This is a genomic window from Rhodococcus sp. MurmanLake-1 (assembly GCF_056945715.1).
The window spans coordinates 43,755-58,247 of the sequence record NZ_JBWZNF010000011.1 but is presented as its reverse complement, the minus strand read 5'-3'; the positions used below and the strand labels follow the sequence as shown (position 1 = coordinate 58,247).

The 14,493-nt window shown below is 61.5% G+C and carries 15 protein-coding genes and 1 riboswitch; of the genes, 10 read left to right on the top strand and 5 right to left on the bottom strand.

The features are described 5' to 3' along the window. Window positions 1-38 precede the first annotated feature (38 nt). Window positions 39-134: riboswitch (TPP riboswitch) on the top strand. From AC2ETI_RS25465 to AC2ETI_RS25435, 7 genes are all read left to right on the top strand, one after another. After that, window positions 122-865 (top strand): TenA family protein, encoded by a 744-nt coding sequence (locus AC2ETI_RS25465; protein ID WP_020970100.1) that lies wholly within the window; start codon window positions 122-124, stop codon window positions 863-865. Its footprint overlaps the riboswitch before it by 13 nt. Next, complete coding sequence (locus tag AC2ETI_RS25460) at window positions 865-1,893, top strand: ABC transporter substrate-binding protein (RefSeq protein WP_020908360.1); 1,029 nt, start codon at window positions 865-867, stop codon at window positions 1,891-1,893. Before AC2ETI_RS25465 ends, AC2ETI_RS25460 begins: the two co-directional genes overlap by 1 nt. Next, window positions 1,871-2,674, top strand: coding sequence for an ABC transporter permease (locus tag AC2ETI_RS25455; RefSeq protein WP_041815060.1), 804 nt, complete (start codon window positions 1,871-1,873; stop codon window positions 2,672-2,674). The genes AC2ETI_RS25460 and AC2ETI_RS25455 overlap by 23 nt, the downstream gene beginning before the upstream one ends. Before the next feature lie 8 nt (window positions 2,675-2,682). Then, window positions 2,683-3,477, top strand: coding sequence for an ABC transporter ATP-binding protein (locus AC2ETI_RS25450; protein WP_483634615.1), 795 nt, complete (start codon window positions 2,683-2,685; stop codon window positions 3,475-3,477). Window positions 3,478-3,783: 306 nt separating this feature from the next. After that, entirely contained in the window at window positions 3,784-4,341 is a 558-nt protein-coding gene (locus AC2ETI_RS25445) for a LysM peptidoglycan-binding domain-containing protein (RefSeq protein WP_020908363.1), read from the top strand. Between the two features lie 165 nt (window positions 4,342-4,506). Next, window positions 4,507-4,989, top strand: coding sequence for a hypothetical protein (locus tag AC2ETI_RS25440; protein ID WP_095971529.1), 483 nt, complete (start codon window positions 4,507-4,509; stop codon window positions 4,987-4,989). Between the two features lie 212 nt (window positions 4,990-5,201). Next, window positions 5,202-6,548, top strand: a complete 1,347-nt coding sequence (locus AC2ETI_RS25435) for a T3SS (YopN, CesT) and YbjN peptide-binding chaperone 1 (protein ID WP_483634577.1) — start codon at window positions 5,202-5,204, stop codon at window positions 6,546-6,548. A gap of 21 nt (window positions 6,549-6,569) precedes the next feature. Here AC2ETI_RS25435 and AC2ETI_RS25430 read toward each other — a convergent pair whose 3' ends face one another. The 3 genes from AC2ETI_RS25430 to AC2ETI_RS25420 all read right to left on the bottom strand — a co-directional run bounded on the left by AC2ETI_RS25430 (window position 6,570) and on the right by AC2ETI_RS25420 (window position 10,414). Then, complete coding sequence (locus AC2ETI_RS25430) at window positions 6,570-7,937, bottom strand: acetamidase/formamidase family protein (RefSeq protein WP_483634576.1); 1,368 nt, start codon at window positions 7,935-7,937, stop codon at window positions 6,570-6,572. A gap of 113 nt (window positions 7,938-8,050) precedes the next feature. Next, window positions 8,051-9,169, bottom strand: a complete 1,119-nt coding sequence (locus AC2ETI_RS25425; RefSeq protein ID WP_256065412.1) for a methyltransferase — start codon at window positions 9,167-9,169, stop codon at window positions 8,051-8,053. Between the two features lie 129 nt (window positions 9,170-9,298). Continuing rightward, on the bottom strand, window positions 9,299-10,414 hold the full coding sequence (locus AC2ETI_RS25420; RefSeq protein WP_007726076.1) for a Glu/Leu/Phe/Val family dehydrogenase: 1,116 nt from the start codon (window positions 10,412-10,414) through the stop codon (window positions 9,299-9,301). Between the two features lie 219 nt (window positions 10,415-10,633). Here AC2ETI_RS25420 and AC2ETI_RS25415 point away from each other — a divergent pair, with 219 nt between their 5' ends. Together AC2ETI_RS25415 and AC2ETI_RS25410 are read left to right on the top strand one after the other, a co-directional pair. Then, window positions 10,634-11,146: an Lrp/AsnC family transcriptional regulator gene (locus AC2ETI_RS25415; RefSeq protein WP_003941343.1), complete on the top strand. Its 513-nt coding sequence runs from the start codon at window positions 10,634-10,636 to the stop codon at window positions 11,144-11,146. A 46-nt stretch (window positions 11,147-11,192) separates the two neighbouring features. Continuing rightward, window positions 11,193-11,654, top strand: coding sequence for a 6,7-dimethyl-8-ribityllumazine synthase (locus AC2ETI_RS25410; RefSeq protein ID WP_003941401.1), 462 nt, complete (start codon window positions 11,193-11,195; stop codon window positions 11,652-11,654). 56 nt (window positions 11,655-11,710) lie between these two features. Here AC2ETI_RS25410 and AC2ETI_RS25405 read toward each other — a convergent pair whose 3' ends face one another. Both AC2ETI_RS25405 and AC2ETI_RS25400 read right to left on the bottom strand, forming a co-directional pair. Beyond that, complete coding sequence (locus AC2ETI_RS25405) at window positions 11,711-11,890, bottom strand: hypothetical protein (protein ID WP_483634575.1); 180 nt, start codon at window positions 11,888-11,890, stop codon at window positions 11,711-11,713. Window positions 11,891-12,102: 212 nt separating this feature from the next. Continuing rightward, window positions 12,103-12,597, bottom strand: coding sequence for a DUF3558 domain-containing protein (locus AC2ETI_RS25400; protein ID WP_080657184.1), 495 nt, complete (start codon window positions 12,595-12,597; stop codon window positions 12,103-12,105). A 213-nt stretch (window positions 12,598-12,810) separates the two neighbouring features. Between AC2ETI_RS25400 and AC2ETI_RS25395 the strand changes: the two genes are divergently transcribed. Continuing rightward, the gene (locus AC2ETI_RS25395; RefSeq protein WP_021334150.1) at window positions 12,811-14,487 is read left to right on the top strand and encodes an NAD(P)/FAD-dependent oxidoreductase; all 1,677 of its coding nucleotides are present in this window, start codon (window positions 12,811-12,813) and stop codon (window positions 14,485-14,487) included. Window positions 14,488-14,493 lie beyond the last annotated feature (6 nt).

Here is a 14,493-nt window from a genome sequence, read left to right as displayed (position 1 = left end):
GGCGCCGACGAAGCAGAGGCTCGGTGTTAAGGTCGCCTAGTTCTGACACGGGGTGCTCCGCATGGGCGGGGCTGAGAACACACCCGGGAACCTGATCAGGTAATGCTGACGAAGGGATGTCATGGCTACTACGCAGCCTGCATACAATTCTGCCGAAAACTCGGTGGCCACAGCGCCGTCGACGGATCGGTTCACCGATCGGCTCTGGGCCGAGACGAAGGTCCTCCGCGAGTCGATCGACTCACTGGAGTTCCTCAAACGCCTCGGCGACGGAACCTTGCCTCTCGACGCGTTCCGCACGTACATCGAGCAGGACAAGCTTTATCTCGAGGGGTATTCGAAAGCGTTGTCCCTGGTCGCGGCCCACGCCCCGGATCCGCAGTCCGCGGGCTTCTGGTCGAATTCCGCGTCCACGGCAGCGACAGTGGAATCTGCGCTTCACGACGGACTTCTCACCGGTGGAATTCTTCCAGCGGGATCGGGAAGGCTCGAGCATTCGCAGGCCTGCCTGGGATACGTCTCGTATCTGACGGCGACTGCGGCAACTGCGCCTTACCCGGTCTCCGCAGCGGCAGTACTCCCCTGCTTCTGGATCTACGCCGAGGTCGGCCGCGATCTTGCCGCTTCAGCGCGCGAGGTACTCGACGCCGATCCGTCGCATCCGTACGCGCAGTGGGTCACGACGTACGACGCACCCGAGTTCCACGAGTCGGTGGCGCAGGCCCGCGTACTGGTCGATGCTGCGGCCGAAGCAGCCACCGAGACAGAGCGTGAGGCGATGAGTGAAGCATTCCGCATCGCCAGTCGCTACGAGTTGATGTTCTGGGATTCCGCACTCCACCAGCAGCCCTGGCCGGCGTCGTGATGTCGTTTGCGGCGCTGCGCCGCACACTTGCCACGTCTGCCGCGATCGCAGCCGCATTCACAGTTCTGACCGGATGCGCCGCTGACACCGGCTCTTCCGACGGGACCATTCGGTTCGCACTCGACTGGACCCCGAACACGAACCACACCGGTTTGTACGTTGCACTCCAAGAGGGCTACTTCGAGGACGCCGGTCTGGACGTCTCGATCCTGCCGTACAACAACACCTCTCCCGACACCCTGGTCGACGCCGGCAACGCGGAGTTCGGCATCAGCACACAGAGTCAGGCCACGTTCGCCCGAGCGGCCGGCGCCGCCACGACGTCCGTCATCGCGCCACTTCAGCACCGCGCCACCGGCATCGGCGTGAAGGCGGATCGTGCGGACATCACGCGCCCACGTGATCTCGACGGGAAGACGTACGCCGGGTTCGGCGATCCCGGCGAAGTCGAAACGCTGCAGCAGATCATCCGCAACGACGGCGGGACCGGGAACTTCACGACGGTCACGCTCGGAACGTCCGCGTACGAAGCCGTGTACTCGGGGCAGGCAGATTTCACGGTCTCCTACTTTGCGTGGGAAGGCCTCGAAGCGGAGCGAAACGGAACTCCGATGCGGTACTTCCAGTACACCGATTACGGCTTCCCCGATGCGTATTCGATCGTGATCAACGGCAACCAGCAGTGGTTGAAGGACCATCCCGACGAGGCACGCAAGTTCGTCAAAGCCGTTCAACGCGGATATCAGACTGCTGCCGACAACCCGGACCAGGCCGCGCAGGATCTCATCGACGCGAACCCCGGAGCTTTCACCGACGAAGACCTCGTCCGTGACAGTCAGCGGATGCTTGCCGCCGACTACATGAAAGACGCCAACGGCGTCGTCGGTACGCAGAATCTCGAAACCTGGTCGGGTTATTCGGGATTCCTCTTCGACAACGGATTGCTCGCCGGACCCGACGGGAAGCCGCTGACCCAGAAGCCGGACTGGTCGGAGTACTTCACCAATGAGTATCTCGACGCGTCCTGACGTGAGCGGACGGCTGGTCTCGGCCATGCGGCGGGCGCTTCCCGCGCTCGCCGTGGTGGTGCTCCTCGTAGCGGCGTGGCAGATCTACGTCGAGATCAGTGGGATTCGGCCGCAGGTACTTCCGTCTCCTGGTCGCGTTCTGTCCCAGGGGTGGGACAACCGCGAGATCATCTCCGGCCACGCCTGGTCGACATTGCAGGTCACGTTGGTCGGCTTCACTGTTTCATTGGTGTTGGCCTGGATTCTTGCTGTGGTCGTGGACTTTTCGCCGTGGTTGTCACGCGCGCTGGTACCACTTTTTGTCGTCTCGCAGACGCTGCCGATCATCGCCATCGCGCCGCTGATGATCATCTGGTTCGGCTTCGGGTTGCTGCCGAAGGTGTTGGTGATCGCACTTGCGACGTTCTTCCCCATGACCATCGGACTCATCGAGGGATTCGCCGCGGCCGACCGTGAAGCGGGCGCTCTGCTGCGCAGTATGGGCAGCACTCGCTGGCAGGAGTTCCGATACGTTCGCCTTCCTTCGGCGATTCCGCGATTCTTCACCGCCCTGCGCATCGGCATCACCTACGCGGTCGTGGGTGCGGTGTTCTCCGAATACGTCGGCGCTACTTCCGGTTTGGGCATTTACATGAGCACCCAGAAGAACTCCTTCCGCACCGATCTGGTGTTGGCGGCCGTACTGGTGACCGCGTTGATCAGCGTCACGCTGTACTTGCTGACGTTCGCCATCGAGCGCATCGTTGCACCATGGGCGATGAACGAAAGGTCGCGGACATGACTGACCCGATGGTCGAGGATGCAATGGTCGAAATTCAGGACCTGACCAAGAGGTTCGACACTGCCGGAGAATCGCGTCTCGTACTCGATTCGGTGTCCTTCCGCGCCGCCGCGGGCGAATTCGTGTCGGTGATCGGGCCGAGCGGCTGCGGCAAGAGCACGATCTTCAACGTCCTGGCCGGGCTCGAATCCCCGACCTCGGGTTCGGTCCGTGTAGGCACGCGCGCAACTGAATCCGAAGCAGCCGCCGAGGTGCACACCGCGTACATGCCGCAGAAGGATCTTCTGTTCCCTTGGCGCTCGGTACTGGACAACACGGCCCTCGGTTTGGAAGTGCAGGGAGTCGGCAAGAAGGAAGCACGCGAGCGTGCTCGTGAGTTGTTCCCCGCGTTCGGCCTGTCCGGATTCGAGGACGCCCGGCCGTCACAGCTGTCGGGCGGTATGCGCCAGCGAGCGGCGATGCTGCGCACCGTTGTTCAGGGCAAACCTGTCCTGCTGCTCGACGAGCCGTTCGGCGCACTGGACTCGTTGACCCGCACCGAGATGCAGGCTTGGCTGCAAGACGTGTGGCAGCAGTACCGGTGGACCGTGCTGATGATCACCCACGATATTCGTGAAGCGATCTATCTGTCCGACCGCGTGGTCGTTCTGTCTGCGCGTCCGGCAACGGTCAGGTGCGTAGTCGACGTTCCCTTGCCGAGACCACGCGAGCTGGACATGATCACCGCGCCCGAGTTCGCCGACGTCGAGCGTGAACTGCTTGCCGTTCTCCACGACGAGACGCGCAAGTCGCTACGCCTCTAGCGGTTACTGATAATGCAGTAGTTACTGATAATGCGCTGAGAGAGTTTCGAGTTCACCTGGAGTTCAGGAGAATGCGCACCGAAACCTGACGAGGTCACGTACCATGATCCGGCACTTTCACCCAAAACGCCTTAATATCAGCAAGATCCGAACGCTCGACACGCAGTCCGTCAACGCTGCACAATTCTCCGTACTCTTCGGTAACGTACACTCGGTCGCCTACGAGACCAACGGCCAGAAGGTAACTGGACGGTAAAGCGGGATCGTGGAGGCACAGTCATCGCAACAGATTTGGAAAGGGACAGCGTGAGCACACTGCAGTCAGGTCAGAGCCTCGGAGTCGGCCAGGAACTCAAGTCCGACAACGGCGCGTACACCCTCACCTTGCAGGACGACGGCAACCTGGTTCTGTCCGAGGGCGGACAGGCTGTTTGGGCCGCAGGCACCAACGGATCCGGCGCCAACCGCGCCGAGGTGCAGGCTGACGGAAACTTCGTCATCTACAAGGACTCCGACGCCGTGTGGGCATCGCAGACCGCAGGCAACGACGGTGCCTCCCTCTCGGTTCAGGACGATCGCAACGTCGTTCTGTCCGCCGGTGGAAATGCTCTGTGGTCTTCGGACACCGCAATCGAGGCCCCGGCCGCCGAGGCTGCTCCGGAGCCCGCTCCGGCACCCGAGCCCGAGCCTGCACCCGCAGCTCCGGCAGCGCAGAGCTACACCGTCGAAAGCGGCGACACCCTGTGGGCGATCGCAGAGCGTTTCTACGGTGACGGCAACCAGTACCAGCGCATCGCGGATGCAAACGGCATCCCGAACCCGGATCTCATCAACGCCGGTCAGGTGCTGACGATCCCCGCCTGATTCACCGCTTGACCTGGCCCTGGGTGCCGACGTCCGCGTCGGCACCCAGGGCCTTTTGTGTTCTACGCCACACAGATTCGCGTCCCGCCCAGCAGGCCCTGATACTCCATTGCGGCATCTTTTCGCCTACAGTACTTCCGTACTGCTCCCGAAGGACAGGTGTGCATGAAAGACAGAACAGTCATGATCGGCGCTGTCGCAGTGGCCGCTCTCTCTCTGACATCAGGCCTCGTGTTCGGCGGAGCAGCCGGCGCATTCGGTGCCGGCGGCCCTGTGGTGACGCCTCCCGCTCTGGTCTCGTCGGTTTCCGTCGAGTCCGTCGCCGGGATCGAACCCGCCGCGTTCTACAGCTCGGTTGCAGTCCCCACGGTTGTCATTCCGCCGACGCCTACCTGGCGAGTCGCAGACGAAACGACTGCTCCTCGTAATCAACCGCTCGTGGTGACCGCGACAAGCTCGAGTTCCGCTACCTCGACTACGACGGCAACCAGCACGACAACACCGGTCTCGTCCACGACCACCGCGTCGGCTACCGCGACGTCGTCACCGACTGCGACAGCCACGACCACCAAGACCAGCACCACCCCCGTTGTCACGACCGGGTCCACGCCGCCTGTCGTCGAGGTCTCGCCCGTTCTCGCCGGATAGTCCTCGGTCTTTCGCCTGCATACCGCCTGGCGTGACGGCGGTTACAGGCACACTTCGGTCGCCACTCTCGAATACCCGATCTACCTGCGGCAACCTTGCTCGTCGTCACGGTTCGTCGCCCTCTGCAATCCGGTCGACCGGAAAAGGACAGCAGCATTGTCGGAGCCTCGCGATACCGTATAGGTCTGAGCTTTTGCGGAAGGAGGTGGCTGATGAGCGCAATGGGCTTCGATCTCGATGTCAGTGTCGACCGTGCGTGGGCAGAATTTCAACGTCGCCTCGGCGATCACATTTCCATCATGGTCGACGGCGACGTGCTTGCCGTGGAATCGTCCACCGGCGACTTCGATCCTGCTGACGGCGCAGCGCCATGCGTTCAGTTCCTCGTGTGGGACGAGAACACAGTCCGCTGCGAGGTTCCTTCCAACGACTTCCTTCATCCGCGCTATCGACTCGAAGATGCCGACGAACAAAAGTTGATCGCACTCGGCTGGCATCCGCCTTCCGAAAATCTCGACGATCCGAACACCTCCCCAGCCTTCTGCGTCGACAAGGCGCAGAACTGGGCCGATCAGCTCGCAGCGATGACTGTCGCTGCATTCCGTGATGTGTTCGGTGTGCAGCACCCGGCTTTTCTATCCAGCGATCTCACCGGCAACGAGCAGACTCCGGATTTCGATCCGTCGGTTGTCGAGTCGACCGAACTTCCGACACTGGACCCCACTGCGGCCTACATGCCCAACGATGTCGACCACCTCAAGGAGTTGGTCACTCTCGCACTGCTTCCCATGCTCGGCACTCTTCCCGAGCGGGACAGCGACGGCGACATACCCATTCGTGTCGGTTCGACTGTCATGTTCGTCGGTCCACTGTCCGAGTCCATGGACGTGCAGTTGTTCTCCCCGCTCGTTCAGGACATCAGCAACCGCACTCGTGCAGCCGAGGTGATCGCCGATCTCAACCGCAAGTGGTCACGCATCAAGTTCGTCTTGATCGACGACCGTCTGTCGGTGTTCCTCGAGGTGGCGGGTTCGCCATTCGTTCCCAAGCAACTCACGGATACGTGCGCGGCCCTGACGTCGTTCTTGCGTACCGTGGACGACGAGTTCGCCGCGCGCGTCGGCGGAGACCTCTTCTTCGCGAACAAGAGCGGTGATTCCTCCTCGCTGCAGCCCGATCTGACGGCCGAGGACCTGCCTCCCGAACTCGAGACCCTGCTGCACCTCGATCTGGATGTGGCCGAGGATCTCGATGCGGTAGCCGATGTCTGCGGTCGCGATCGCGATCTGATTCTTCAGCTCCTCCACATCAGTAACGAATGGCAGATTCAGCTGCGTAGTCAGGCCGTCGACGCCCACAGCCGCGGAGATGCCGAAGAAGCCGCGGGCTACGAAGATCAGGTCGGTGGGTGGGAACTCATGGTCGACCGTTTGCGTGGGGCTTTGCGACTGGTGGTCCTGCCCAATTCTCGAACCGAGACGCCGGCCAAGCCGCAACCTGAGCAAATGGGCTTGTTTGCCGACCCCTTGCAACAGAGTCTCTTCGACGATCCGTCCTGACACGACAGATCGCGTTTCCCACTATTCGAAGTGGGATTTGAAGATCTGGCCGTGGACGCCCACGGTTCGATCGACTACCTGTGAGACCGTGAAATCCGCTGCGGCAGAAAGATAGGCGTAGGCCGTCGCTCGATCCATTCCGCGATCATGCTCGAGGAAGTCGAGTGCGTTGACCACCGCACGTCGCATGGCTCCGTTGAGGTCACTGTTCTGGCCATCGACCGAGCCGTTGGGGTCGGACAAGCCGATCGGAATCCAGGCCTCCTCGGTTTCGGCGAACGGGTATCCAAATGCCACCGATGGGGCGTCGCCGGAATCCCTCTTGCACACACTGAGTCGGAACGTGCCGCGCAGCGATCCTTCCATCGCCGTCAGCGCCGCCTCACCGTCGCCCATGGCCATGTGTGGGTCACCGACGTAGAAGAGGGCGCCTTCAGCGAATACCGGCAAATAGAAGGTTGATCCGACACCGAGATGCCTGATGTCGATGTTTCCGCCGCCCAGGGTCGGAGGAATGGAGTTCGACGACGGGGACGTCGGGTCGGCATCCGAGGAATAGGCAACTCCCATCATTCCCATGAAGGGCCGCAGGGGAAACCGCACCTTCGACTGTCCGAAAGGCATCACGCCCTTGCCGTCTTCGATCGCCGTGAAAGTGGAAACACCGCCGTACTTCAGCGGGTCCTTTGTTGCGCGCCCGTCTGTGGCGACCGGCGGCATGACTTCGTCCAGAGTGATTCCCGCTGGAGCGGTTCCGTCTGCTGTGACGGCGAGAGCGCCCTTGCCGTGTCTGCTCGACACAACGCCGTACGGCACGCGGGGAATGGCTTCGAGAGTCTCGATCTTGAGTACGTCTCCAGGCTGGGCGCCTTCGATGAAGACCGGGCCGGTGACGACGTGCGGTCCGTCCTTGTCGAAGTTTCGTTCGGTTCGGTTGTATTCGGCCGCAACGGCAATCGCATCTTCGAGCACGTCCTTCTCGGAAACGCCTTTGCTACCGAAGTATTCGAGAGGATTGCGCCCTTGATCCTCGAGAATTCCCTCGTGCGAGAGGGCGTCGATCGTGACGGTCTGACCCGACTTCATCCGCATCACCTCGCGGGTGTGGATGTTGGGCACATAACCCCACATGACGTCCGACGGATCCGAACTCAGATAGTGATCGCCACTGACGTTTCCGCTGCCCGGTTGCAGAATCGGCACACCATCGGCGAACGGCAGCGCAGAGGAGGATGATCCAGCCGGCGATGCGTTCGAGTGCGCGCATCCCGAAGCCACACCCGCAACGCCTACTCCCGCACCGAGAGCCGCGACTGCCCTCATGAATCCGCGTCGGCCAAGACCTTTCGCCAGGTCTTCGGCTGCGTTGCGGGCAAGAGTGTTTTCCATCGAGATTCCTCCGAAGTGCGTGATGATGTGCGACTGCGAAGAAAGCTAGACCCGATTTGTTACTCGTTCATTACCATTTCATGGCAGGGAAATGCCGTTGACTGAGAATGAATTCAGCGACGGCGAAGCCGCCAGAGCGAGGTCGTCTCTCGTGCCCGGGCGGCGTGAAGCGCATCGGTTCGGTCACTGACCTTTGCGTGCGTCGGTTTGACGTCGATGCGATCGACAACAGTGAGCCCACCGGCCGCAATCAGGTCGTGTAGTTCGGATCGCGTTCGGAGACCGAGGTGTTCGGCAATGTCCGAGAGGATCAGCCACGCTTCTCCCCCATCGTCCAGATGCGCTGCGACACCAGTCAGGAAGCCCTTCAGCATCGCTCCAGCAGGGTCGTAGACGGCGTATTCGATGGGCGAGGTGGCCTTGGCCGGAATCCAGGGAGGATTGCAGACCACCAACGGAGCGGTGCCTTCGGGAAAGAGGTCTGCTTCCACCACGTTCACCTGATCGCCGTAGCCAAGCCGCGACAGGTTGGTGCGCGCGCATTGCAATGCCCGGGGGTCCTGGTCGGTGGCGGTCACTGTCTGAACTCCACGCCGCGCCAGGACGGCAGCAAGAACGCCGGTACCTGTTCCGATATCGAAAGCAGATTCCGTCGACGGTAGCGGAGCAGACGCGACAAGATCGACATACTCCCCGCGGACGGGTGAGAACACTCCGAAGGCGGGATGCACTCGTGCGTCGAGAGCCTCGATGAAAACACCTTTGCGGTGCCACTCGTGAGCGCCGATCGCGCCGAGGATGTCACGCAACGAGCGAACCGAAGGCTCACCGGTAATCCCGAAGGCTTCGGTCAACGCTACTTGCGCGTCCGGGGCTCGCCGGAGTGGAATCGACAGATCTGCATCCAAGGGAATGAGCAGCATACCGAGGATCTGCGCGCGGCGTCCTTGGGTCTGCCGGTGGAGATGGAAGGCTTTGGCTGGGTCGTCGGACGCTCGGCGCGGCTTGCGGTCGATGCGCGACGCGACGGCCTTCGACAGTTGGCGAGCGTTCTGAAAATCTCCGCGCCACAACAACGCCGTGCCTTCGCATGCCAAGCGATAGGCGTCGTCGGCCTTCATCGTGTCGTCGGCGACGACGATGCGCTTGGGCACCGGGGCGTTGCTCGTCGAACCCCAACGGGCCGATTGCTCGACGTCGTTCTCGGTCCACACTGCGAATTGTTCAGTCATGTAAGCCCTTCCGGCGTCCGACGCATAGCGGCCGGTCTACCGGCTGATGTGGTCCAGATCTGCAAAATCTGCTCGTCTGGTGTCCACACTAGTCGGGACCGGCCGCGCTACATGACTGCGAGAGGGATGTCAGCCCTTGGCGACGCGAGCTGCCTCGGCGATCCGAGCCTCGGCGACCGCGTCAGCAGCCTCGCCGGCGAGGATTCCGTCGTTCTTCGACTTCGCGAAGATCTCGGTGACCGTGTCGAAGATCTTCTCGACCTTGAGCTTGACCTCTTCGGCCGAGTTGCCCTTCAGCTCGCCGGCAACCTGGATGAGGCCGCCGCCGTTGGCGACGTAATCGGGGGTCCAGGTGATGCCGCGGTCGCGGAGAATGTTCTCGACCTCGGGCACGGTGAGCTGGTTGTTGGCAGCGCCGCAGACAACCTCGGCCTTGATCGAGCGTGCGGTCGTGTCGGTGAGGGTTGCGCCCATCGCGCAGGGTGCGTAAACGTCGAGATCGGCGTCGATGATGCTGTCGACGATGCTCACCTGCGGGAAGTCAGCCTTGACGCGGTCGAGCGCTGCGGCGTTGACGTCGGTCGCGAGAACGGTCGCGCCGTCTGCGAGGAGGAGCTTGATCAGCTCGTAGCCGACCTTGCCTGTGCCTTCGACACCAACAGTCTTGCCTGCGAGCGACGGAGTGCCCCAATGCGACTGTGCCGCGGCGCGCATCGACTGGAATACGCCGAGGGCCGTCATCGGAGCGCTGTCGCCGGAACCGCCGACCGTAGCGTTGCGGCCGACGACGAAGTCGGTGTTACGACCGATGATGTCAAGATCGTTGGAGTTGGTTCCGACGTCACCAGCGGTGATGTAGCGGCCGCCGAGGGTCTGGACGAATTTTGCGTAGGCGCCGAGCAATTCGTCGGTCTTGGCCGTTGCGGGGTCGCCGATGATGACGGCCTTGCCGCCGCCGAGGTCCACGCCGGCAACCGCAGCCTTGTAGGTCATTCCGCGCGAGAGACGCAAAACGTCTGTGACTGCGGCGGATTCGTCGGAGTACGGGTAGAAGCGCGTTCCGCCGAGCGCGGGGCCGAGCGTCGTGGAGTGGATGGCGACGATAGCCTTAAGGCCGCTCGCGGGATCCTGGAAGAAGCTCACCTGCTCGTGGGGGTAATCGCGCAGGTAGTCGGCGCGATCGAACACGCCCGCAGTGTCGTCATGGGAAACAACAGAGTTCACGGGCTCGGCGGTGAGAGTCATTGTGGGATAGACCTTTCCGAAGGATAAACGGGGTGCAGTCGAAACATTGGGACGAAATGGCCGTTGGGTACTATTGGGGACAAATAACCCAAAGAGAATCCCGCTGAGCAATTCGTGGAACCAATGCTCTGCCTGAGCTACGATTTGGTCAATGCAAATCTCTTGAACTAGTCAATTCGATCATCCAGTGACCCATATCACTGAGGAGAGGTTCACAAAGTGCTCAGCATCGACAAGCTCGACGTCCAGTTGCTCGGACTGCTCAGCAAGGACTCGAGGATGAGTGTGGCCGAGTTGGCCAACTCGTTGGGCGTCGCCCGCAACACCGTCCAGTCGCGAATGAAGCGCATGGAATCCAACGGACTTCTCACCGGGTTTCGGCCGAATCTCAATCTCCCCGAGGTCGGTATCCCGATTCAGGCATTTGTCGGTCTGGAACTCGAGCAGGGCAAGATCAGCGCAGTCGCTCGGAGTCTGACCGAGTTGCCCGAGGTGATCGAAATTCACGCCACAACCGGTCGCGAGGATTTGCTCGTTCGCGTCGCCACCTCGACGCACGCGGCGCTGCAGAAGTTGGCCGAGCAGATCGTGTCACTTCCAGGCGTCACGCATTCGACCACGACCATCGCTCTGACCAATCCCCTTCCATATCGAATTCAGCCTCTCCTCGAGCACCTCACCAATGACGCCGGATGGGGTCGTTCGACCGCCTTCCCCCGTCAGCAGGACTAGGACGGGTGGTCGCGTCGATGCTTCCAAGTGCGCTAGTTTCATGGTTATGAGTGAGATCCAGGGACAGCGCATCGCGTTCATTCAGGCGACGTGGCATCGCAACATCGTCGACCGTGCACGCGACGGATTCACCGACGCGATCGTCGAGCTCGGCTACCCCAAGGACACGGTTGATTTCTTCGAGGTACCGGGAGCCTTCGAGATCCCCCTGCACGCCCGGCGGTTGGCCAAGACCGGCCGCTACCAGGCGATCGTTGCCGCAGGTCTGGTCGTCGACGGCGGTATCTACCGGCATGACTTCGTGGCGACGGCTGTCATCGACGGTCTGATGCGCGTGCAGCTCGACACCGACGTTCCGGTCTTCTCGGTGGTCTTGACGCCGCATCACTTCCACGAGCACGCCGAGCACGTCGACTACTTCAGCACGCATTTCGTGAAGAAGGGCGCCGAGGCTGCTCGCGCGGTCGACGCCACCGTCAAGTCGTTGAAGGCCCTGCCCACCAGCTAGTCGTTACCCAAGTCTCGCTGAGTCGAATGCCATCGGCTCAGCGAGATTTTTTGTGTCTATCGAGGGGTGTCGACGCTTGCCAGTGCAGAGGCATTCGAGTCGTCGACTTCGCCGTAGCGGTCGACGCATTGCTGGAAGAAGTCCCGCATCTCGGTGATTACAAGCGCCTGACTGAGAAGAGACTTTTCGAGTGAATCGGCATCACCGGTGGCCTTTTGGGCAAACTTGCCAGCCATGTCTTTCCCCGACTGAAGTGTCCCAAAGCAGTCCAAGGCAGTAAGTCTGTTCAAGTTGCCTGCCATGTCTTGCAACTCGGCAAGAAACCCCTCACACGCGACGGCAAGCTGTGCTGCAACATTTGGGTCGAGGTCAATGCTGTGGGCACTTGGAGTTCGCCAGGTATCGGTCTCAGACATTAGATCCTCAATTCGGCCGATAGAACACGTGTTTAACTGGGGAGACGTTGATCGAGCAGGTTCGCGTAATGTTGCGTGAGCTCGCATGTCGACCCTTCGGGCTTAAGAGCAAGTTTGGTATCGACGCTGAGCCAAATCGCCCCCTGCGCAGCAGGCAAGGCGACGAAACATCTGACAAGGTCGGCATCCGCCTGAAGATGGAACTCGACACCGTCTCGCTGGCCGATCGTCACGGGCTTGAATCCCACGTAGTTCGGATTCTGTTTGGTGGTCTCGATGGAACTTTCGGTCGAAAAAATCGACAAGTAATACCAGGACTCAGTCCACGAACAGATTTTCCAACCCGGCTGCTCGACGCCGGCGATATCAACTTCCTCGGTCGCCGGATCAAGCCCCACTTCTTCCAGAACCGAGTCCGGGATGTCCTTGCACGGATCGAACAAACCCTCTTGGCCGGATGCAGGCTCAGCCGCCCCCTCCACGACTGAGCTGCATCCTGCCGCAGCCCACACCAACATCCCAGCCATGAGCAGTCGCCCAACCCCCACCGACCCCCGCATGGCACCCCCTGTTGATGTGGACCCACTGTATTGGATGCATCGGAGGCCGGATCGGTTCCCGCAATCTTGAAATTCCCAGGTCACGATCGCTGGTTCACTCAGAGCGCATCTCCAGCGATTGACGCTCAGCTCAGCAGTCGCATACTGGAGAGGTTGACTACAACTTCGGGAAGGCACCGAGTGAGCGCACCGAAAGCCCCGGCCAAACCAGCGATCCTCAGCGTCGACGACGACCCTGGTGTTTCGCGTGCCGTCGTTCGAGACCTCCGCAAGCGGTACGGCGAGAAGTACCGAATCATTCGTGCGGAGTCCGGCGACCAGGCTCTCGAAACCTTGCGCGAAATGAAACTTCGCGGCGATGCAGTCGCAGTGATCGTCGCCGATTACCGCATGCCCGGTTTGAGTGGAATCGAGTTCCTCGAACAGGCAATGGACCTGTATCCCGTAGCTCGGCGCGTTCTACTGACCGCCTACGCCGATACTGATGCTGCGATCGACGCCATCAACGTAGTCGACCTCGACCACTACCTCCTCAAGCCGTGGGATCCGCCGGAAGAGAAGCTGTACCCCGTCATCGATGCGCTGCTCGATGCCTGGGCAAGCTCGAGTCATCACCCCGCCGAGGAAACAAAGGTGATCGGCCATCGTTGGTCCGAGCGATCATCCGACGTTCGAGAGTTCTTGGCACGCAACCAACTTGCCTATCGCTGGTACATGTCGGACGAGCCGGAAGGCCAACGACTGCTCTCGGCTGCCGGTACCGACGAACTGCGCCTTCCCGTCGTCATCGCACCCAATGGAGATGTACTCGTCGAGCCCACCGACGCCGAACTTGCCGACAAACTCGGGTTGAGTACCACTCTCTCCGAAGACTTTTACGATCTCGTTGTCATCGGCGGCGGCCCTGCGGGTCTAGGAGCTGCTCTGTACGGCGCTTCGGAGGGGCTTCGGACGGTCCTCATCGAACGGCGAGCGACAGGCGGTCAGGCCGGCCAGAGTTCGCGGATCGAGAACTACCTGGGCTTCCCCGACGGAGTCTCCGGCGCACAGTTGGCCGATCGGGCGAGGCGCCAGGCAACCAAGTTCGGCGCCGAAGTCATCACCGCGCGAGACGTCACCGGTTTGGAAATCAACGGCTCGGCCCGCACCGTGCGTTTCGACGACGGTTCGTCGGTCGACGCCCACTCGGTCATCTTGGCGACCGGTGTTTCCTATCGCCAACTTTCGGCGCCGGGGCTCGATACATACACTGGCCGAGGGGTCTACTACGGGTCAGCTGTCACCGAAGCCGCTCGGTGCAGCGAACAAGATGTATACATAGTCGGCGGCGCCAATTCGGCAGGCCAAGCTGCGGTCTATCTCTCCCGCGGAGCTAGGTCCGTCACCATTCTCATTCGCGGCAACTCGCTCGAAGCCTCGATGTCCTACTACCTGATTCAGCAGATCGAAAAGAATCCGAAGATCACCGTGCGCACGTGCACGGAGGTAATCGGCGCTGAGGGTGACGATCACCTCGAACGAATCACACTGCGTAACAGAGCCACCGGAGAAGAAGACACTGTCGATGCTCAGTGGTTGTTCATCTTCATCGGTGCCGCTCCCCTGACCGACTGGCTCGGAGACGTGGTGGTCCGCGACGGAAATGGCTTCGTTCTTGCCGGCCCGGACCTTCCGTCCGAAGGCGTCACACCGGACGGGTGGCCGCTCGACCGCGCACCACATCATCTCGAAACCAGTGTCCCCGGAGTGTTTGTCGCCGGGGACGTACACGCCGAATCGGCCAAGCGCGTCGCGTCGGCCGTCGGAGAGGGCGCGATGGCCGTGATGTTCGTCCACCGCTATCTCGCTCAACAATAGGGAGAT

Excerpts from the sequence above, each read along its gene's own strand:
- AC2ETI_RS25465 (WP_020970100.1), top strand. The coding sequence starts at position 122 with ATGGCTACTACGCAGCCTGCATACAATTCTGCCGAAAACTCGGTGGCC.
- AC2ETI_RS25405 (WP_483634575.1), bottom strand. The coding sequence starts at position 11,890 with ATGGCTGGCAAGTTTGCCCAAAAGGCCACCGGTGATGCCGATTCACTC.
- AC2ETI_RS25400 (WP_080657184.1), bottom strand. The coding sequence starts at position 12,597 with ATGGCTGGGATGTTGGTGTGGGCTGCGGCAGGATGCAGCTCAGTCGTG.
- AC2ETI_RS25455 (WP_041815060.1), top strand. The coding sequence starts at position 1,871 with ATGAGTATCTCGACGCGTCCTGACGTGAGCGGACGGCTGGTCTCGGCC.
- AC2ETI_RS25460 (WP_020908360.1), top strand. The coding sequence starts at position 865 with ATGTCGTTTGCGGCGCTGCGCCGCACACTTGCCACGTCTGCCGCGATC.
- AC2ETI_RS25440 (WP_095971529.1), top strand. The coding sequence starts at position 4,507 with ATGAAAGACAGAACAGTCATGATCGGCGCTGTCGCAGTGGCCGCTCTC.
- AC2ETI_RS25420 (WP_007726076.1), bottom strand. The coding sequence starts at position 10,414 with ATGACTCTCACCGCCGAGCCCGTGAACTCTGTTGTTTCCCATGACGAC.
- AC2ETI_RS25450 (WP_483634615.1), top strand. The coding sequence starts at position 2,683 with ATGGTCGAGGATGCAATGGTCGAAATTCAGGACCTGACCAAGAGGTTC.
- AC2ETI_RS25425 (WP_256065412.1), bottom strand. The coding sequence starts at position 9,169 with ATGACTGAACAATTCGCAGTGTGGACCGAGAACGACGTCGAGCAATCG.
- AC2ETI_RS25430 (WP_483634576.1), bottom strand. The coding sequence starts at position 7,937 with ATGGAAAACACTCTTGCCCGCAACGCAGCCGAAGACCTGGCGAAAGGT.
- AC2ETI_RS25410 (WP_003941401.1), top strand. The coding sequence starts at position 11,193 with ATGAGTGAGATCCAGGGACAGCGCATCGCGTTCATTCAGGCGACGTGG.
- AC2ETI_RS25435 (WP_483634577.1), top strand. The coding sequence starts at position 5,202 with ATGAGCGCAATGGGCTTCGATCTCGATGTCAGTGTCGACCGTGCGTGG.